General features: G+C 64.6%; 22 protein-coding genes and 1 pseudogene. 11 read left to right on the top strand and 12 right to left on the bottom strand.

Going from position 1 to position 18,516, the window contains the following annotated elements; genetic code table 11:
• Positions 1-152 precede the first annotated feature (152 nt).
• Positions 153-959 carry an undecaprenyl-diphosphate phosphatase gene (locus NKJ01_RS19675; RefSeq protein WP_352730262.1) on the top strand — a complete coding sequence of 269 codons (807 nt, stop codon included), beginning with the start codon at positions 153-155 and terminating at the stop codon, positions 957-959.
• Positions 960-994: 35 nt separating this feature from the next.
• Here the strand turns inward: NKJ01_RS19675 and NKJ01_RS19680 are convergent, their stop codons facing one another.
• Both NKJ01_RS19680 and rsmI read right to left on the bottom strand, forming a co-directional pair.
• Positions 995-1,393, bottom strand: a complete 399-nt coding sequence (locus NKJ01_RS19680; RefSeq protein ID WP_084025735.1) for a YraN family protein — start codon at positions 1,391-1,393, stop codon at positions 995-997.
• Entirely contained in the window at positions 1,365-2,279 is a 915-nt protein-coding gene (gene rsmI, locus NKJ01_RS19685; protein WP_352730264.1) for a 16S rRNA (cytidine(1402)-2'-O)-methyltransferase, read from the bottom strand. Before rsmI ends, NKJ01_RS19680 begins: the two co-directional genes overlap by 29 nt.
• Before the next feature lie 146 nt (positions 2,280-2,425).
• Between rsmI and NKJ01_RS19690 the strand changes: the two genes are divergently transcribed.
• Entirely contained in the window at positions 2,426-2,605 is a 180-nt protein-coding gene (locus tag NKJ01_RS19690; RefSeq protein ID WP_352730266.1) for a hypothetical protein, read from the top strand.
• A 73-nt stretch (positions 2,606-2,678) separates the two neighbouring features.
• Here NKJ01_RS19690 and NKJ01_RS19695 read toward each other — a convergent pair.
• The 5 genes and pseudogenes from NKJ01_RS19695 to rph all read right to left on the bottom strand — a co-directional run.
• A pseudogene (locus NKJ01_RS19695) lies at positions 2,679-2,807 on the bottom strand (EamA family transporter); the annotation flags it as partial.
• Between the two features lie 41 nt (positions 2,808-2,848).
• Positions 2,849-4,012 carry a radical SAM family heme chaperone HemW gene (gene hemW, locus NKJ01_RS19700; protein ID WP_352730268.1) on the bottom strand — a complete coding sequence of 388 codons (1,164 nt, stop codon included), beginning with the start codon at positions 4,010-4,012 and terminating at the stop codon, positions 2,849-2,851.
• Positions 4,009-4,656, bottom strand: coding sequence for an RdgB/HAM1 family non-canonical purine NTP pyrophosphatase (rdgB, locus tag NKJ01_RS19705; RefSeq protein WP_352730270.1), 648 nt, complete (start codon positions 4,654-4,656; stop codon positions 4,009-4,011). Before rdgB ends, hemW begins: the two co-directional genes overlap by 4 nt.
• Positions 4,656-5,066, bottom strand: a complete 411-nt coding sequence (locus NKJ01_RS19710; protein WP_352730272.1) for a VOC family protein — start codon at positions 5,064-5,066, stop codon at positions 4,656-4,658. Before NKJ01_RS19710 ends, rdgB begins: the two co-directional genes overlap by 1 nt.
• A gap of 198 nt (positions 5,067-5,264) precedes the next feature.
• Positions 5,265-5,981 carry a ribonuclease PH gene (rph, locus tag NKJ01_RS19715; RefSeq protein ID WP_023762602.1) on the bottom strand — a complete coding sequence of 239 codons (717 nt, stop codon included), beginning with the start codon at positions 5,979-5,981 and terminating at the stop codon, positions 5,265-5,267.
• Between the two features lie 180 nt (positions 5,982-6,161).
• Between rph and hrcA the strand changes: the two genes are divergently transcribed.
• The 6 genes from hrcA to NKJ01_RS19745 all read left to right on the top strand — a co-directional run bounded on the left by hrcA (position 6,162) and on the right by NKJ01_RS19745 (position 11,775).
• Positions 6,162-7,244: a heat-inducible transcriptional repressor HrcA gene (gene hrcA, locus NKJ01_RS19720; protein WP_023762601.1), complete on the top strand. Its 1,083-nt coding sequence runs from the start codon at positions 6,162-6,164 to the stop codon at positions 7,242-7,244.
• A 90-nt stretch (positions 7,245-7,334) separates the two neighbouring features.
• Positions 7,335-7,532 carry a hypothetical protein gene (locus NKJ01_RS19725; protein ID WP_352730274.1) on the top strand — a complete coding sequence of 66 codons (198 nt, stop codon included), beginning with the start codon at positions 7,335-7,337 and terminating at the stop codon, positions 7,530-7,532.
• A gap of 114 nt (positions 7,533-7,646) precedes the next feature.
• Positions 7,647-8,996 (top strand): PQQ-dependent sugar dehydrogenase, encoded by a 1,350-nt coding sequence (locus tag NKJ01_RS19730; protein ID WP_352730276.1) that lies wholly within the window; start codon positions 7,647-7,649, stop codon positions 8,994-8,996.
• Between the two features lie 205 nt (positions 8,997-9,201).
• Positions 9,202-9,819, top strand: a complete 618-nt coding sequence (locus NKJ01_RS19735; protein ID WP_352730278.1) for a LysE family translocator — start codon at positions 9,202-9,204, stop codon at positions 9,817-9,819.
• A gap of 216 nt (positions 9,820-10,035) precedes the next feature.
• Positions 10,036-11,016, top strand: a complete 981-nt coding sequence (gene cysK, locus NKJ01_RS19740) for a cysteine synthase A (RefSeq protein ID WP_023762597.1) — start codon at positions 10,036-10,038, stop codon at positions 11,014-11,016.
• A gap of 132 nt (positions 11,017-11,148) precedes the next feature.
• Positions 11,149-11,775, top strand: a complete 627-nt coding sequence (locus tag NKJ01_RS19745; RefSeq protein WP_023762596.1) for a glutathione S-transferase family protein — start codon at positions 11,149-11,151, stop codon at positions 11,773-11,775.
• A 22-nt stretch (positions 11,776-11,797) separates the two neighbouring features.
• Here the strand turns inward: NKJ01_RS19745 and NKJ01_RS19750 are convergent, their stop codons facing one another.
• Complete coding sequence (locus tag NKJ01_RS19750; RefSeq protein ID WP_352730280.1) at positions 11,798-13,042, bottom strand: RNA polymerase sigma factor; 1,245 nt, start codon at positions 13,040-13,042, stop codon at positions 11,798-11,800.
• 7 nt (positions 13,043-13,049) lie between these two features.
• Positions 13,050-13,418: a YciI family protein gene (locus NKJ01_RS19755; RefSeq protein WP_352730282.1), complete on the bottom strand. Its 369-nt coding sequence runs from the start codon at positions 13,416-13,418 to the stop codon at positions 13,050-13,052.
• 254 nt (positions 13,419-13,672) lie between these two features.
• On the opposite strand from NKJ01_RS19755, the gene NKJ01_RS19760 reads away from it, so the two are divergent.
• The 3 genes from NKJ01_RS19760 (at position 13,673) to NKJ01_RS19770 (ending at position 17,254) form a co-directional block, all read left to right on the top strand.
• On the top strand, positions 13,673-14,632 hold the full coding sequence (locus NKJ01_RS19760; protein WP_352730284.1) for a TAXI family TRAP transporter solute-binding subunit: 960 nt from the start codon (positions 13,673-13,675) through the stop codon (positions 14,630-14,632).
• A gap of 112 nt (positions 14,633-14,744) precedes the next feature.
• Positions 14,745-16,856, top strand: coding sequence for a TRAP transporter permease (locus NKJ01_RS19765; protein ID WP_352730286.1), 2,112 nt, complete (start codon positions 14,745-14,747; stop codon positions 16,854-16,856).
• Positions 16,853-17,254, top strand: a complete 402-nt coding sequence (locus tag NKJ01_RS19770; RefSeq protein WP_352730288.1) for a DUF1850 domain-containing protein — start codon at positions 16,853-16,855, stop codon at positions 17,252-17,254. The genes NKJ01_RS19765 and NKJ01_RS19770 overlap by 4 nt, the downstream gene beginning before the upstream one ends.
• 78 nt (positions 17,255-17,332) lie before the next feature.
• Here NKJ01_RS19770 and NKJ01_RS19775 read toward each other — a convergent pair whose 3' ends face one another.
• The 3 genes from NKJ01_RS19775 to NKJ01_RS19785 form a co-directional block, all read right to left on the bottom strand.
• The gene (locus NKJ01_RS19775) at positions 17,333-17,779 is read right to left on the bottom strand and encodes a thiol-disulfide oxidoreductase DCC family protein (protein WP_352730290.1); all 447 of its coding nucleotides are present in this window, start codon (positions 17,777-17,779) and stop codon (positions 17,333-17,335) included.
• Between the two features lie 179 nt (positions 17,780-17,958).
• Positions 17,959-18,099, bottom strand: coding sequence for a hypothetical protein (locus NKJ01_RS19780; protein WP_352730292.1), 141 nt, complete (start codon positions 18,097-18,099; stop codon positions 17,959-17,961).
• A gap of 49 nt (positions 18,100-18,148) precedes the next feature.
• Positions 18,149-18,412 (bottom strand): F0F1 ATP synthase subunit epsilon, encoded by a 264-nt coding sequence (locus NKJ01_RS19785; protein ID WP_352730294.1) that lies wholly within the window; start codon positions 18,410-18,412, stop codon positions 18,149-18,151.
• Between the last annotated feature and the right edge of the window lie 104 nt (positions 18,413-18,516).

The raw sequence follows: 18,516 nt of genomic DNA on the forward strand, positions 1-18,516 counted from the left end.
GATGATAAAGCGCACTGGCGAATCGAAGGGCGCACCGGTAAGTCTTGGCCGCCCGGTTAGCGGGCCGTCAGGGTGTTGCGACCTATAGGGGGACTTGCACGCCATGACAAGCAAGCCGTTCTGTCAGCCGTCACGCCAATCCCGAGGTAGCCATGGAAAGCCAGCCATTCGTCGAAGCCCTGCTGCTCGGCCTGCTGGAGGGGCTGACCGAGTTCATCCCCGTCTCATCCACCGGCCATATCCTGCTCGCCGGCCATTTCCTCGGCTTCCATTCGACCGGCAAGGCCTTCGAGATCCTGATCCAGCTCGGCGCCATCCTGGCGATTCTCAGCGTCTATTTCCGCCGGCTGTGGCAAATGCTGGTCGACCTGCCGCATGACCGGCTGACAAGGCATTTCGCCATCGGTGTCCTCATCGCTTTCCTGCCGGCGGCGATCATCGGCGCGCTGGCGCATGATTTCATCAAGGCGGTGCTGTTCGAATCGCCGCGGATGATCTGTATCATGCTGATCATCGGCGGCTTCGTGCTGCTGGCGGTGGACCGCATGAACCTCAAGCCGTTCTACCGCGACGTCGAGCGGTTCCCGACCCGGCTTTACCTGCAGATCGGCCTTTTCCAGTGCCTGTCGCTCGTTCCCGGCACGTCACGCTCGGGTTCGACGATCGTCGGCGCGCTGCTGCTGGGTGTCGACAAACGGGCGGCGGCCGAATTCTCCTTCTTCCTCGCCATCCCGACCATGGTCGGCGCCTTCGCCTTCGACCTGTTCAAGAACCGCAACGTGCTGAGCAGCGCCGACCTGCCGATCATCGCCGTCGGCTTCGTCGCCGCCTTCGTCACGGCGCTCATCGTCGTGCGCTTCCTGCTCGATTACGTCTCGCGCAACGGCTACTCGCTGTTCGGCTGGTGGCGGCTGGTGGTGGGTGGTGTCGGGTTGGTGGCGCTGATGGTTTGGGGGTGAGCTTACCCTCCCCCTTGTGGGGATGGTGAGCAACCTCAATTCCTTCCATAGAACGCATTCTCGACATGCACCGGCCAGCGCCAGGGCAGCACCGCGACCATGTCGAAGCGCATCGACAGTTTGCCGTAATCGGACTGGCGCGACAGCCAGATGTCGGCCGCCCCCTCGATGCGGCGCTCCGATTCGTGGCCGATCGCCTCCATGGCTTCCATCAGCGTGCGCCGCGCCTTGACCTCGACGAACAGCACGAGGTCGCCGCGGCGCGCGATCAGGTCGATCTCGCCGAAGCGGGTGCGGTGGCGGCGCGCCAGAATCCGGTAGCCCTTCAACACCAATGCTGCCGCCGCCAGCCATTCGCCGCGGTGGCCGCGCCGATAGGCTTTTTGGCGGCTGGCACTCGGGCGCTCAACCACCGTCGCTTTCTCCAGAAGCATGCTTGAGTTCGAGAAGCCGCCGATACAACGCCTGTTTCTGGCCGCCGATCATTTTTGCGGCTTCCGCCGCTGCCTTGGAAGCCGGCATTTCGCCGGCGAGCGACAGCAACAGGCGGTCGATGTCGGCCGGTTCGTCGGCCTTGGCCTCGGCCGGACCGACGCAGACGACGATTTCGCCCTTTGGAGTATCGGCCGCCGCATAATGGTCGGCCAGCGCCTGCAGCGTGCCGGTGCGCATCTCTTCAAAGGTCTTGGTCAATTCGCGGCCGATCGCGGCCTTGCGCTCGCCGCCAAGCGCCTCGACCATGGCGGCAAGGGATTCGGCCAGCCGGCGCGGTGATTCGAAGAAGATCAGCGTCGCCGGCACAGCCTTCAGTGCCCCAAGCCGCGTCAGCCGCTGCCCTGATTTGACCGGCAAAAAACCGGCGAACAGGAAGGCGTCCGACGGCAGGCCGGATGCGGTCAACGCCGCGAGCGGCGCCGACGGGCCGGGAATCGGCACGACGCGAATGCCGTGGTCGCGCGCCTCGCCGACCAGCCGGTAGCCGGGATCGGACACCAGCGGCGTGCCGGCGTCGGAGATCAGCGCCACGCTCTGTCCGGCCTGGAGCGCGGCGATCAGCTTCGGCCCGGCCTCGCCGGCATTGTGTTCGTGATAGGCCGTGGTGCGGCGGCGAATGGCGTAGCGGTCCAGCAGCACGCGCGACACCCGCGTGTCCTCGCAAGCAACGATGTCGGCGGCGGCCAGCGTCTCCAGCGCGCGCAGCGTGATGTCGGCCAGGTTGCCGATCGGCGTCGCCACCAGATAGAGCGCCGGCTCGAGCGGTCGGGCCGCGATTTCGGTCTGCCCGATCACATAGCTGCGCTTGCCCGTTTCGCCGGTCACTGATGCCTTCTCCATTCAGCCCTGTTTGGCACGGCCAGCGTCGGCTTGCAAAAGCTGACGTTGCGCCTCGCTCGCCATTCCTTTGCCACAGTAGGGAACGAAACCGGCTACGGCGGATTTACCCCCTGATTCCCGAGGAGGACAGGATGGATAGCCTTAATATGCAGGACGCTTTCGAGCCCTATCGGGCCGAGCGCAACCGCGTTGCCGTACGCAAGGACAAACGCCTCCCCGCGAAGACTGACGCCAGCCTGGCCAAGCAGGCCTGCTTGCCCACGAATGTCAGGCTTTCCGACAACAAACCCGACAACATGACGGAGCACTGACCGGACGATGCCCAATCGCTTCGATATCTTCATCACCCGTCTTGAAACAAAAAACGCCCGCAACGACGTGCCGCTACATCCGATAGGCGACCAGCACCGCGGACGCCGCGATAAGGGCGACGCCAAGCCAGTCCGCTCCGGAGAGTCGCCCGCCGAGAAAGGCCGCGGCAAACAACCCCACAAGCACGACGCTTAGAGCATCTCACCGTTTCGCGGTAACGGCGAGCCGCTCCAATTCTTTGCTTATCGCGCTAGGTCCGCCACGACGGCGTCAAGCACGATCATCCCGGCCGGCGTGGCGCGCAGCCGGGCATTGCCGATCGGCGCCACTAGGCCCTCGCCCTGCAGCATCGAGAGTCGCGCGCTCGACAGGCCGCGCCCGGAGAACGCCTCGTAGCGGGAGAGGTCGATGCCCTCGGCCAGCCGCAGGCCCATCAGCAGGAACTCGTCGGCTTCTTCCGAACGCGTCAGGATCTCGCCACCGGTGACGCCATGGCCCTTGGCCTCGACCAGATTGGCCCAGGTTTCCGGCATCCGCTCGGCGATCGTGACTGTGCGGCGGCCGTTCTCGACGAAGCGGCCATGGGCGCCTGGCCCGACACCGACATATTCGCCGTAGCGCCAGTAGGTCAGATTGTGCCGGCTTTCGGCGCCCGGCCTGGCGTGGTTGGAAATCTCGTAGGCCGGCAGGCCATGCGCCGAGGTAATCTCCTGCGTCAGCGCATAGAGGTCAGCGGCGTGGTCGTTGTCGGGGATGACGAATTTCTTCGCGGCATGCAAGGCATGGAACGGCGTGCCCTCCTCGATGGTCAGCTGGTACAGCGACAGATGATCGGCGGCGTGGCCGATCGCCTGTTCGAGTTCGGCCTGCCACGCCTCCGGTGTCTGGCCGGGTCGGGCATAGATCAGGTCAAAGGACAATCTTGGGAAGATTTCCCGCGCGAGCCCGATAGCATGCAACGCTTCCTCGACATTGTGAAGCCGGCCGAGGAAGCGCAAATCCTTGTCGTTCAGCGCCTGTACCCCGAGCGAGACGCGGTTGACCCCGGCCGCCCGGTAGCCGCGAAAGCGTTCGGCCTCGACCGAGGACGGATTGGCCTCCAGCGTCACCTCGATGCCGTCGGGAACGGTCCAGTTCCTAGCCACGGCGTCCAGAACCCTGGCCACCGTTTCCGGCTTCATCAGCGACGGCGTGCCGCCGCCAAGAAAAATGCTGGTTACCTCGCGCGGCCCGGTGCGCTCGCGCATCGTCGCCAGTTCAGCCTCGAAGGCGCTGGCGAAGCGGTCCTGATCGACCGGCTGGTGGCGGACATGGCTGTTGAAATCGCAATAGGGGCACTTGGCCGCGCAGAACGGCCAATGGACATAGACGCCGAAGCCGGGCGTCCGGTCGAGCAGCATGCTCATGACGAACCCAATCGTGCTTGGGCGAACTTCTGGAAAGCGCGGGCGCGGTGCGACAGCGCGGTCCGCTGGCCGGGCTTCCAGCCATGCTTTTCCTCGGCGCTCATCTCGCCGAAGGTTTTTTCGAAGCCATCGGGCAGGAACACCGGATCGTAGCCGAAACCGAGATCGCCGCGCGGCGGCCAGACGAGCGTGCCTTCGGCCTCGCCGCGATAATATTCGGCTTCTCCGTCGGGGAACGCCAGGCAGATGACGGCGACAAAGCGGCCCTTGCGTTGTTCGGCCGAGGCGGCGCCGACTTCCTGCAACGCCACTTCGGTACGTTGCATAGCCATGCCGAAATCGCGCGCGCCGTCAGGGGTTTCCGCCCAGTTGGCGGTGTAGACGCCGGGCGCGCCGTCGAGCGCGTCGACGCACAGGCCGGAATCGTCCGACAGCGCCGGCAGGCCGGTCGCCTTGGCCGCGGCCAGCGCCTTGATGTAGGCGTTTTCCTCGAAGGTGGTGCCGGTTTCGTCGGGCTCAGGCAGGCCGTAGTCCTTGGCCGATCTCGCTTCGAATCCGAACGGCCCCATCAGGTCGGCGAATTCGCGCAGCTTGCCTTCATTGTGGCTGGCGACGACGATCTTCTTTCCATCGAGAGAATGCATCAAAGGCCCCAGATTCGTGGCTCGGCGAATTCGATCGAATTGCCCGAGGGGTCGCGTATATAGATCGAACGGCCGCCCTGCGGCCATTCGAATTCGCTTTCGATGGCTATGTTTTTCGCTTCGAGATGCGCTCTCCAGTCGGCGATTTCGTCAGCGGTCGCCGCAAAGCAGAGATGGCCTTCGCCGACAGCGCCGTGTGGCGGCACGGGCAGCCTCGCGTCGGGCGCCGGCGGGATTTTGGTTGCCTCGGCATTGAAGACGAGCAATACGCCCGGCCCGCAGCGGAAGAACAGGTGGCGGCCATCGACTTTGCCGAAGAGGGTGAGGCCCAGGACGCCGGTGTAGAAGGTTTCCGCGGCGACGAGGTCGGTGACGTAGAGAGCAGATTCCAGGATAGCAGAGGGCGTCACGAGACACCCCCCTCTGCCCTGCCGGGCATCTCCCCCGCAAGGGGGGAGATTGGCAGCTTTGGCGTCACCGCCCGTTCTGCAGCGCTGGCGATTGGCGAAAACCTCGGCGACAGCCGATCTCCCCCCTTGCGGGGGAGATGCCCGGCAGGGCAGAGGGGGGTGTGAAGGATCGCCAACCTCATCAAAACAAACCGAGACTCAGGCCACCGCCATCTGCTGCAAGCTGACCAGGCGCTGAATGCCCTTCTTGGCCAAGCCCATCAATTCCGCGAACTGCCCTTCGGAGAAAGGCTCGCCTTCGGCGGTTCCCTGGATCTCGACGATGCCACCCTTGCCGGTCATGACGAAATTGGCATCGGTGCCGGCCGACGAGTCCTCGATATAGTCGAGGTCGATAACCGGCTGGCCGTCATGGATGCCGCAGGAGATCGCCGCGACGTGGTCCTTCAGCACCTTGGCGACGCTGGCCATCTGGCGGGCTTCCATCCAGCGCAAGCAGTCGTAGAGCGCCACCCAGCCGCCGGTGATCGAGGCGGTACGGGTGCCGCCATCGGCCTGGATGACGTCGCAGTCGACGGTGATCTGCTGCTCGCCCAGCGCTTGCAAATCGACCACGGCGCGCAAGGAACGGCCGATCAGCCGCTGGATCTCCAGGGTGCGGCCGCCCTGCTTGCCGGCGGAAGCCTCGCGGCGCATGCGCTCGCCGGTCGAGCGCGGCAGCATGCCGTATTCCGCCGTCACCCAGCCCTTGCCGGAATTGCGCATCCAGCCCGGCACCTTTTCCTCCAGGCTGGCCGTGCACAGGACATGCGTGTCGCCGAACTTCACCAGGCATGAGCCTTCGGCGTGCTTGGAGACGCCGCGCTCGAAGGAGATGGCGCGCATTTCGTCGAATTGGCGTTTGGAGGGGCGCATTCAGGCTGCTTTCTTGTCATCTTTCGGGAATCTTGGCCGGCTTGTAGCCGCATGGGACGCATGGCGCAAAGGAAAATGGCCTGACGATCCGACGCAGACACCGGGGCGATCTGACACAGACACCGGGTTGCGCGGGCCGTAGCGAAGTCTATATCTTTGGGCCGGAGGTTTTTGGCCGCAATGACCAAGGCAGTCGATCCAAGTTCGCAGGCGCCCGCGCTTCAATCATTGGACATGCGCTCGCGCGACATCTTCCGGCGCATCGTCGATTCCTACCTCAAGGACGGCGAACCCGTGGGATCACGCAGCCTATCGCGCATCCTGCCGTCTTCGCTGTCGCCGGCCACAATCCGTAACGTGATGAGCGATCTCGAGCATCTCGGCCTCATCTACGCGCCGCACATCTCGGCCGGCCGGTTGCCGACGCAGGCCGGCCTGCGTTTCTTCGTCGACGCCTTCATGGAGCTTGGCGATCTCTCCGACGAGGAGCGCCGCGCCATTGAGGCGCAGGTGCGGGCATCCGGCTCGGGCGCGACGCTGGAACACATGCTGACCGAGGCCAGCCAGATGCTGTCGGGCATGTCGCGCGGTGCCGGCCTGGTGCTTGCCGCCAAGAACGAAGTGGCGCTGAAGCACATCGAATTCATCCAGCTTGAGCCGACCAAGGCGCTGGCGGTGCTGGTGTCGCAGAATGGCGACGTCGAAAACCGCGTCGTCGAGCTGCCCGCCGGCATCACCGTCTCGCAACTGCACGAGGCCTCGAACTTCCTCAACGCTCATATCCGCGGCCGCACGCTGGCGGAGGCGCGGGTCGAGATCGCCCGCATCAAGGAAGAGACCAGGGCCGCCCTCGACACGCTGTCGCAGGACCTCGTCGAGAAGGGGCTCGCGGTGTGGGCCGGCGCGGACAGCGGCCTGCCGGCACGGCTCATCGTGAGCGGCCGCGCCAATCTGCTCGAAAACGTCACCGCCCAGGCCGATATCGAACTGTTGCGGCACCTGTTCGAGGACATGGAGACGCAGGACGGACTGATCCAACTGCTCGACCTCGCCGAGGAAGGATCGGGCGTGCGCATCTTCATCGGCTCGGAAAACAAGCTGTTCTCGCTGTCGGGCTCGTCGCTGGTGGTCGCGCCCTATCGCGACAAAGACGCCCGCGTCGTCGGTGCGCTCGGGGTCATCGGCCCGACCCGGCTCAACTATGCCCGCATCGTGCCGATGGTCGACTATACGGCGCAGCTGATTTCCCGCATGCTGCGCTAAGCGTATTGATGTTCAGGTGATGCCGGCCTGACCTGAATCTCAACACCTTAGACTCAAAAAACAAAGAACAAGCAGCTGAGGAGAAAAACAATGGCGCTCGAAGAATTCAAGGCCCGGATCAGCCTGCTGCTCGAGGAGATGGTCAACCAGCCGGAAGACCAGCACGAGATCCAGGAGCAGTTGCGCAAAAAACTGCGGGAAATGCGCGCCATGGGCCTGCCGCTGCCGGCCGATCTCGTCGCGCTGGAAAAGCGTCTCGATGACGATTTCTACGCCGCTGGGACCTGAGGTTAAAAAACCTCCGCTTTCACTTCAACTGATCGTGTGCCGCGGAACAACAGACGAAACCGCTCGTTTGCCCCTTTGCAGCCGTTCACTGTCTGACCAGGTTTGGAGGATTGAATGATCCGATTGGCTGGGCTGGCCCTCTTCGCTGCGGTGTTTCTCGCCGCCGCTGCATTCGCACAGCAAGCGGAGCCCGTATTGAAAGGTGCCGCCGCCTTCGGCGACTGGCGTGCCGACAGGCCCGGTGTGCGCCGCCTGATCAAGCCGAACGATCTGCCAAAACCCGACGTCACCAAATCCGCCTCCAACAGCGCCGGCCTTGCCGAACGGCCGGCAGATGCCAAGCCGAAACTGCCGCCGGGCTTTTCGGCCGAGCTGATCGCGTCGGGCATCGACAATCCGCGCGTCGTCCGCGTCGCGCCGAACGGCGACCTGTTCGTCGCCGACAGCGAAGCCAACCAGATCCGCGTCTACCGCCTCGCCGAGGGCAGCGCGAAGCCGGCGCAGCACGGCATCTTTGCCCGCAATCTCAACCAGCCCTATGGCATTGCTTTCTATCCGCCAGGCAACGACCCGCAATGGGTCTATGTCGCCAACAGCGACGGCATTGTGCGCTTTGCTTATCACAGCGGCGACCTGAAGGCCGCCGGCGACCCGGAGACCATCGTCGACAACATCCCTTCAAGTCATCACTGGACCCGCGACATCGCTTTCTCTCCGGACGGCAAGACGCTTTATCTATCGGTCGGCTCGGGTTCGAATGCCGCGCAGCATATGGGCAAAGAACCGAAGGGCGGCCTCGGCGCCTGGGCGACGTCGCAGCCGCTCGGCGCTGCGTGGGGTCCCGAGGATGGCCGCGCGGCTGTGCTGGCCTTCGATCCCGACGGCAAGAACGGACGCATCGTCGCCACGGGTCTGCGCAACTGTTCGGGCATGGCCGTGCAGCCGGCGACCGGCGCGCTGTGGTGCGTCGTCAACGAGAGCGATGGGCTCGGCGACAATGTGCCGCCGGAATATGCGACCGCGGTCAAGGACGGAGCCTTCTATGGCTGGCCCTGGTACTATATCGGCAACAACGAGGATCCGCGTCACAACGGCGAGCGCCCCGATCTTGCCGGCAAGGCGACCATTCCCGACGTGCTGATGCAGGCGCATTCGGCGCCGCTCAACATCGCCTTCTACGAAGGGAAGGCCTTTCCGGCCGAATACAGGGGCGACGCCTTCGTGGCTCTGCACGGTTCATGGAACCGTGGCAACAGGACCGGCTACAAGGTGGTGAGATTGCTGTTCAGGGATGGCAAGCCGACCGGCGAATACGAGGATTTCATCACCGGCTTCGTCGTCTCCAACGGCGAGGTCTGGGGTCGGCCGGTTGGCGTGGCGGTGGCGAACGACGGCGCGCTGATCGTGACCGAGGACGGCAACGGCACCATCTGGCGCGTCACCCATGACGGCGATCGCTCCTGAGCAATCTTGACACAAACCCCTCACCCGGATTGCCAACGGCGGCGCCAGGCTCTTCTCCCCGGCGGAGACGGTGACCGCGAAGCGGCCGGATGAGGGCGCCTTCTCTGCGTGTTGCAGCGACATCTGGTGCAATGGATTCCGATCCCAGGGAATTCAATCCTGGTCCATTCTATGCGACAAGGCGTTCTGATTTGAGGCCGCAGCCATGACGCTCACCGGATTCCTCGCCTACAGTGCGGCGCTCGGCATCGCCGCCGCCATCCCTGGTCCCGGCGTCACCGCGCTCGTTGCGCGTGCGTTCGGCTCCGGCTTCCGCTCGTCGTTGGCGATGTCCTTTGGGCTGATGGCTGGCGATCTCACCTACCTGACCGCCGTGGTGCTGGGTCTCGCCTTCGTCGCGCAGACCTTCGGCGTGGTTTTCCTGGCTATCAAATGGCTCGGTGTCGCCTACCTGGCCTTTCTCGGCTGGCGCTTCTGGAACAGCGGCATCACGCCCGAGACAGTCGAAGCGAAAAAGGGCAAGGGTGGGCTACTGTCGAGCTTTGCCGCCGGCCTGACCGTCACGCTCGGCAATCCGAAGACGATGATCTTCTACCTCGCGATCACGCCGACCATCGTCGACCTGAAGACCATCACACTTACCGATTACAGCATTCTCGTTGCGCTGACGGTCGTCGTACTTCTGGTGGTGCTGGTGCCGTATCTGGCGCTGGCGGCCAAGGCGCGCTGGTTCCTGAAGTCGCCGCGCGCGCTCAAGGCGCTGAACCGCACCGCCGCCGGCTTCATGGTCGGCGCCGCTGCAGCGATTGCCGCCCGGCAATAGAGGGCTTTTCGGCCAAACCATTTCGCAAACAGGCCTTTGCGGGAAATGCTTTTCCGAGAGGGCGATGTTTTCGACACAGGTCCCACTCGGATATTTTCAGCCGACAGTCTATCTTGCACGGCCAAAGGCCCTATCTTGGCGGCTTGAATTCCACTTGCCTGAAATTCCCCACTTGCCTGAAATTCCCCTTGCCTGAAAATTCTGGGAGCGAAACCAATGAACAAGCCCGTCACCTCTGCCCGTTTACCCGGTCGCGGCCGCGTCTACGATTCCATCACCGATACGATCGGCGACACGCCCCTGGTGCGGCTCGACAAGTTCGCTCGGGAAAAGGGCATCGTCGCCAACCTGATCGCCAAGCTCGAATTCTTCAATCCGATCGCCTCGGTCAAGGACCGCATCGGCGTGGCGATGATCGAGGCGCTGGAGGCTTCCGGCAAGATTTCTCCCGGCAAGACCACGTTGATCGAACCGACGTCGGGCAATACCGGCATCGCGCTTGCCTTCGCCGCTGCCGCCAAGGGCTACAAGCTCATCCTGACGATGCCGGAAACGATGTCGATCGAGCGCCGGAAGATGCTGGCGCTGCTCGGCGCCGAGCTGGTGCTGACCGAGGGTCCGAAAGGCATGAAAGGCGCCATCGCCAAGGCCGATGAGCTGGCCGCGACGATCCCCAACGCGATCATTCCGCAGCAGTTCGAGAACCCCGCCAACCCGGAAATCCATCGCACGACGACGGCCGAGGAAATCTGGAACGATACGCATGGCGAGGTCGATATCTTCGTCGCCGGCATCGGCACTGGCGGCACCATCACCGGCGTCGGCCAGGTGCTGAAGAAGCGAAAGCCCTCGGTGCATGTCGTCGCCGTGGAGCCGGACTCCTCACCGGTTCTGTCGGGTGGCCAGCCTGGCCCCCACAAGATCCAGGGCATCGGCGCCGGCTTTGCGCCCAAAATCCTCGACACGACGATCTATGACGAGATCGTCAGGGTGTCGAACGAGGATTCGGTCGCAAATGCCCGCCTCGTCGCCCGCCTCGAAGGCGTACCGGTCGGCATCTCGTCGGGCGCCGCCCTGCAGGCGGCCATCGTCGTCGGCTCACGGCCGGAAAACAAGGGCAAGAACCTGGTCGTGGTCATCCCGTCCTTCGCCGAGCGCTATCTGTCGACGATTTTGTTCGAGGGGTTGGGGGCGTAATCCGACGGTTCTTCGTGATTAAGCTGGCCCGTTGAATAAACCGCCCGTGGCGTCAGCCACCAGCTTGAGAAATGCCCTGTTTCCGGTGCAAATCGTCACCGGCCCGTGCAAAGCGGGCCGGGGGAGGATTTCATGTACAAGCTCTACACTCGTCGGGGCAGCGGCGGCTTCGTCGTCGAGGCGGCCCTGGCGCTGGCGAATGTGCCGTTCGAACAGATCGACGTGCCGAAGACGGAGCGGCCCGATCCGGCCTTCCTCGACATCAGCCCGTTGAACCAGGTTCCGGTGCTGACTTTGCCGGACGGAAGCTCGATCACCGAATCGGCGGCGATCTGCATCCTGCTTGCCGAGCGTCATCCCAATGCCGGCCTGGCGCCGGCGGCCGACGCGCCTGCCCGCGCCGATTTCCTGCGCTGGATGACCTTCATGTCGTCGGTGCTCTATCCGGCAGTGCTGCGTTTCTATTACGCATACCGCTATACGACAGATGCCGAAGGCACCAACGCGGTCAAGCAGGCAGCCGTCGCCGAGATGGACCGCGGCTTTGCCGTCCTCGATGCCTCTCTCGAAGGCCGTGACTGGCTGGTTGACGACCGCATGTCGGTCGCGGACATCTACCTCGTCATGCTGGTGGCCTGGCATCCCGACGCCGAGAGGGCGCGCACGACCTGGCCTGATATCGAGCGTCTGTGGTCGAAGCTGCGCGAGCATCCCCTGATGAAGACGCTCAACACATCGCATGGGATGTGGCCGGGCTGAACGGACGGCCGGTTGGCGAGTCTCAATTTTTGAGCGCTGCCCTTTTGCCCTGCAGGAACCGGCGCACCGCCGGGTCGCGCTCGAGGCCGATCGCCCGGTCATAGGCTTGGCACGCCTGCGGTACCTGCCCAAGCCTGGCCAGGAGACCGGCGCGGGCTGCCCAATAAGGCTGATACTCATCAAGCCGCTTGTCGTCGCCCAGCACGTAGAGGGCCGCCAATCCAGTCACTGCACCCTCGTCCTCGGCAATCGCCACCGCGCGGTTGATCGCCACCACCGGTGATCCCGCGACAGAGAGCAGCGCGTCGTAGAGTTCGCGGACCGCCACCCAGTCGGTGCAGCCGGTCAGCCGTCGCGCCGCATGTGCGGACTGAACCGCCGCCTCAAGCTGGTAGCGGCCGATGACGCCCATCGTGGCGGCGCGGCGGAGCAGGGATTCCGCTTCGTCGACCAAAGCGCCATCCCACAGCGTATGGTCCTGCTCGGCCAGCGGAACATAATCTCCGGCCGGATCGCGCCGTGCCGCGCGCCGCGCTTCGGCGAACAGCATCAGCGACAGCAGACCCAGCGCCTCGGGCTCTTCCGGCATCAGCGAAGCCACCAGGCGGCCGAGCCAGATGCCTTCGCTGGCCAGATTGCGGCGCCGCGTTTCGGTGCCCGCCGGATCGGACCAGCCTTCGGCGAAGGCGGCGTAGATCGCTTCCAGCACCGTATCCAGCCTTTCGCCGAGTTCGGTCCGCTCCGGAACGCGGAACGGAATGCCGGTTTCACGGATGCGGGTCTTGGCGCGAACCAGACGCTGGCCCATGGTTGCCGGCGACACCAGGAAGGCTGAGGCGATCGTTGCCGCGTCGAAACCCAGCACGGTCTGCAGGATCAGCGGCGAGCGAATGCCGGGCTCGATCGCCGGGTGGGCGCAAGCGAACATCAGCCGCAGCCGTTCGTCGGGAAGGTCTTCGTCAGTCATGCCCGCCTCCATCTCCTCGGCAATCAGCTTGAGATGCTCGCGGCCGGCCTCGCTGGTCAGCCGCCGCCGCACCGCATCGACGCGGCGCCGCCTTGCCACCGCCAGCAGCCAGGCTTCCGGCCTTTCAGGCACGCCGGTTCGCGGCCAGCGTTCGAGTGCCGCGGCAAAGGCGTCAGCCAGCGCGTCTTCGGCAGCGGCCACGTCACGCGTGCGCGCCGCCAGCCAGGCAACCAGCTTGCCGTAGCTTTGCCGGGCGGCGGCTTCGGCGGCCACCCGGGCGATCTCCGAGCGACTGTCCATCACATCATCATCTCTCGGACAGGTACTCGGTCATTTCCCAGATCGGCCGCAGCTCGACAATACCGGTGCTGGCCGCCGGGCAGCGCGCCGCCCAGGCGATCGCGGCGTCGGCATCCTCGGCCTCGATCATGTAGAAGCCGGCAAGCTGCTCCTTGGTATCGGCATAGGGGCCGTCGAGCACGTTGGTCTTGCCCCCAGCCACCCGCACCGAGGTGGTCGCCTGACTCGGGCGCAGCCTGTCCCCTGCGAGCCACGCGCCGGACTTCTTCAAGGCTTCGGTATAGGCACCATAGGCGGCACTCATCTGGTAGGTCGCCTCGGCCGGTGCATTCGCCATCGCGGCTTCGTCGGCGTAGATCAAAATCATGTATCGCATGGTCATCTCCCGTTTTCGAAGGCCGCTTCCTTGCGAGCCAAACGTATGTCGCGCGGCAGCGCGCGATTTCGACAGACAGCTCAAAAAACTTTCGGCTCCGCTGGCTTTTTGCGCAAGCCGCCATCTGTTTCGATCCCTCAACCGTTCGTCTAACGAGCACAATTGCGGGTTGGCATTTGCGGCTCGCTGTCTAAACTCGCCGTGGTCGCACCTGGGAGGCGGTGCGGTGGTCGATTTTTCAGGGAGGACATCCGATGTTCCATTTCAGAACGAAATTCGTTGCAGCCGGTGCCGTGGCGCTCTCGCTTGGCCTGGATGCCGTCTCAGCCAGCGCGCAAGAATTTATCAATGTGCTGACCGGCGGGACGTCCGGCGTCTATTATCCACTCGGCGTCGCATTGTCTGAAATCTACGGCAAGGGCATCGAAGGCGCGCGCACCCAGGTGCAGGCAACCAAGGCTTCGGTCGAAAACCTCAATCTGTTGCAGCAGGGCAGGGGCGAGATCGCCTTTGCGCTCGGCGATTCCGTCAAGCTGGCCGCTGAAGGCAACACCGAAGCCGGCTTCCCGGGCAAGCTCGACAAACTGCGCGGCATCGCCGCCATCTATCCCAACTACATCCAGATCGTCGCCAGCCGCGAGTCCGACATCAAGACGTTGGCCGATCTCAAGGGCAAGAGCCTGTCGGTCGGTGCGCCGGCGTCCGGCACCGAGCTCAACGCGCGCGCCATCTTCGCTGCCGCCGGGCTGAAATACGAGGATCTCGGCCGGGTCGAATACCTACCCTTCGCCGAATCGGTCGAACTGATCAAGAACCGGCAGCTCGACGCCACGCTGCAATCCGCCGGACTCGGCGTCGCCTCGATCCGCGACCTCGCCACCTCCGTGCCGATCAATGTCGTGGCAGTGCCGGAGCAGGACGTCGCCAAGATCGGCGCGCCCTATCTTTCGGTGATCATTCCCAAGGGAACCTATGAAGGCCAGAGCGAGGATGTCGCAACCGCCGCCGTCGGCAATTTCCTCATCACCCGCGCCGATGTCTCCGACGAAACCGCCTATCAGATGACCAAGCTGCTGTTCGAGCATCTCGACCAGCTGGCCGCGGCGCATGCCGCCGCCAAGGCGATCGACCCGACCAAGGCACTCGACGGCATGCCGGTACCGCTGCATCCCGGCGCCGAGCGGTACTACAAGGAGAAAGGGCTGCTGAAGTAGGCGCGTGGCAATCCGACATGTCTTCGCCAGGCGCCCCCCCCCCCCCCGCCCGGCCGGGGGGGGGGGAGGGGGGCGCCTCGCGCTACAATTCGCTCCTTTTGGAGACCGATGGATGAGCGAAGCAACGACAACCGACGGCAAATCCGCCACCTTCCATCTCCCCGTCGCCGAAGAGCAGGTCGAAGGCCTGCCGCCGGGCTTCGGCGACGGCATGGCCGGCAAGGCCGCCTTTCTCATCGCCGTCGCTTTCTCCGTCTTCCAGATCTACATCGCCGCCTATGGCAGCATTCCGAGCCAGGTGGTGCGAGCCATGCATGTCGGCTTCCTGCTGCTGCTCGGCTTCGGCCTGATCGCCAATCTGCGCGCCAGAAGCGTGCCGGCGAAAGCCGTGTTCTGGACGCTCGGCGTGCTCGGCTTCGGCACCGGACTCTACAATTGGGTGTTCTATACCGACCTCATCCGCCGCTCCGGCTTCCTGACCACGCCGGACCTGATCGTCGGCGCAGTGCTGGTGGTGCTGGTCTTCGAGGCCGCCAGGCGGCTGATGGGGCTGCCGCTGGCGGTCATCGCCTTCATCTTCCTCGCCTATTGCTTCGTCGGCAACCATCTGCCGCCGCCGCTCATCCATCGCGGCTATGATTTCGCCCAGCTCGTCGACACCTTTGCCTACGGCACCGAAGGCATCTACGGCACGCCGATCTATGTTTCAGCCGCCTACATCTTCATCTTCGTCGTCTTCGCCGCCTTTCTCGAACGCGCCGGCATGATCGCGCTGTTCAACGATTTCGCGCTCGGTCTTGTCGGCACCTGGCGCGGCGGCCCGGCGCAGGTATGCGTGCTGTCGTCGGCACTGATGGGCACCATTTCCGGCTCGGGCGTCGCCAATGTGGTGGCCAGCGGCCAGTTCACCATCCCGCTGATGAAGCGCTTCGGCTTCCGCGCGGCTTTCGCCGGCGCCGTCGAGGCAACCTCCTCGATGGGCGGCCAGATCATGCCGCCGGTGATGGGCGCGGTCGCCTTCATCATGGCCGAGACGCTGAACGTGCCTTATGCCGAAGTGGTCAAGGCAGCGATCATCCCGGCACTGCTCTATTTCGGCGCCTGCTTCTGGCAGGTGCATCTGGAGGCCGGCAAGGCCGGCCTGCACGGCATGGCAAAGGCTGACTTGCCCAATCCATGGGACGCGGTGCGACAGCACTGGCCGCTGGTGCTGCCGCTGGCGGCCCTCATCTATCTTTTGTTCGCCGGCTATACGCCGATCTTCGCCGGCACGATGGGCCTGACGCTGACCATCGTGCTCATCCTCGGTACGCCGCTGGCGGCAGCGATCGGGCCGCTCGCCTTCCGCATCGTCTTCTGGCTGGCGCTCGGGCTCGCCGCGGCTTCGTTCATGAAGTTCGGCGTCAACCTCCTCGGCCTCGTCATCGCCGCGCTGATCGTCGCCTGCTTCACCTTCAGGGGCGGGCGCGAGACGCTGCGGATCTGCGTCGACTCGCTCGCCGAAGGTGCCAAGAACGCGCTGCCGGTCGGCATTGCCTGTGCCATCGTCGGCATCGTCATCGGCACGCTGACGCTGACCGGCATCGCTTCGACCTTCATCGGCTGGATCATCTCGATCGGCGAGAACAATTTGTTCCTGTCGCTGGTGCTGACCATGGTCACCTGCCTGGTGCTCGGCATGGGCATTCCGACCATCCCCAACTACATCATCACCTCGTCGCTGGCCGGGCCGGCGCTTTTGTCGCTCGGCGTGCCGCTGCTGGTCAGCCATATGTTCGTCTTCTATTTCGGCATCATGGCCGACCTGACGCCGCCGGTGGCGCTGGCGGCGTTTGCCGCCGCCCCCATGGCCAAGGAGAGCGGCCTCAAGATCGGCATCCAGGCGACCAAACTCGCCATTGCCGGCTTCGTCGTGCCGTTCATGGCGGTCTATACGCCGGCGCTGATGCTGCAGGACGCTGGTCCGATCGCCGCCCAGTTCGGCTATCCCGTCGAGGTCGCCTACATCGTCACCAAGGCGTGCATGGGGATCGTGCTGTGGGGTGCTGCCGCCGTCGGCTTCCTCATCAGGCGCATGGCGTGGTGGGAGCGCCTGCTGGCGTTCGCCGCCGGCGTGCTCTTGGTCGCGGCGGTGCCACTCACTGACGAGGCCGGCTGGGCGCTGTCGCTTGCTTGGATCGGCTGGCACTGGTGGCGGGCGCGGCAAGCATCGATCTCCGCATGAGCCTGTGCATCCTGGCCGCCGGCAAGACGGTGACGCTCTCGGTTGCCGCCTTCACGCTGTCCTGGATGCATTCGGTTGAACGGACGCGCTGGGAGGAGGGCTGGAAGGTGACGCCTTCCGGCCTGCAAGTGGTCGAGGCGCGGATCAAGGGCTCGGGCGCGGGCATGGAGCCGCCGGAAGGCGCGGTGCTGCGCGACGGCTGGTGGGTCTATGCGCCTGATGTAGGCCCACAGCGACGCCTCGTGCTCGCCGCCTCCGGCGCGACCGGCGACGGCTGGATGCTGTGCACGGTTCAAGGCTGCCGTGAACTCGGCAAGGTGGCTGGTGCCTCCATTGTGCTGGAACCATGCGGGTCGGACGGCACGAGCCAGCCCGATAGCGCACGATCAGGCCGGTGAGCGGATGGGAAATCTCGACATGGAAGTCGAAGCGGCCGTTTTCGACGGCCTCGTGAAATCTCCTGCCGATCTGACCCCCTAGCCAATCATTCGTCCCCGCAGCTCGGTGGAAGGAATGTCGCAACTGTCCTTCCTGCCGAACAGGGCGTAGCGGTTCTTGGCGATGCTGATATAGAGCCAGTCGCGCAGCGGGCGCGGCAGCAACAGCAAAGCCTTCATCGCCCGCCAGGGCCAGCCGAGTTCCGACATGACGGCGACAAAACTGTCGAGCCGCGTGAAGGCGACGCCGTCGATCAGGACGAGATTGGTTTCGTAGGAGTCCGTGCGCAGCCCGTGCTTTCTGAACAGCGCTTCGCCTAACGGCGATTGCGCGGTGGCGAAGCGGAAGCGGCTTTGGCGGTCAAGCCTGACCACCATGCGCACGAAGCCGGAGCACAGCACGCAGACGCCATCGAAGACGATCAGCGGACGGCGTGCATCGAAGGATGTTTCGGAAGGACTGCTTGACTGGGGAAGGTCGGTCACGCGGGCCTCGGCTGCTTGTGCCCTATGACACTAAGCCAGCCGGAGGCGGCATCAAAGCCGCGGCGATGTCGCACGCCGCCTGTCGGCGAGAGCGGGACGCTCGGAGCGATAGGTGGTGGCGCGGGTTGAGGCGGCGGGCCTGCAGATCCGGCTGTCGTGGCGGCTCTCGAAAGTCATGATCAGTGCGCGCCCAGCGAGCTGCCGCGACGGGCGCAGGCCGGGCCGGGGCCGCGCATGTAATAGCGCTCGGGCCGATAGGTCGGCGCGACGAATTCGCGGATGACGGCGGCATAGCCGATGAGGTGCGCGAGGAAGTTCATTTACCTGGTCCCTGTCCCGTTTTCGGATGTCCCTTCCGAATTGCGGTCATCATAGCGTCGAGGCGTGAATAGTCGGTGAACGTGATGTTAAGATCTGGTCGAAAAGGCCTTGCTTCGTGGCTGGAATGCGGCTGATTCGGGGTCTTTCCGTGCAGTTGGTCGGCATTCCGGCCAACGTGACTTTTGCATCACATATGTTTCGTTCGAATGCCGCCTGCGCGCGATTCTGTTTCAGCTTTTGCCGCGCCTGGGAAATTTCCGTGCTGGCGCGACCATCCCGGAAAGCGGCCTTCGCGTCGTCGACGTCGCGCATGGCGGAACTGGAGCGGCCTCTGCCCGTTCATCTTCATCCGGGTTCTGGAAGGGAAGATATCATGGCGCCGCGCCCGGCCGGGAAAGGCCATCCGAGGCTGTCGC

Origin of the sequence: Mesorhizobium sp. M0276 (assembly GCF_040321755.1) — a bacterium.
Classification (GTDB): Bacteria; Pseudomonadota; Alphaproteobacteria; order Rhizobiales; family Rhizobiaceae; genus Mesorhizobium.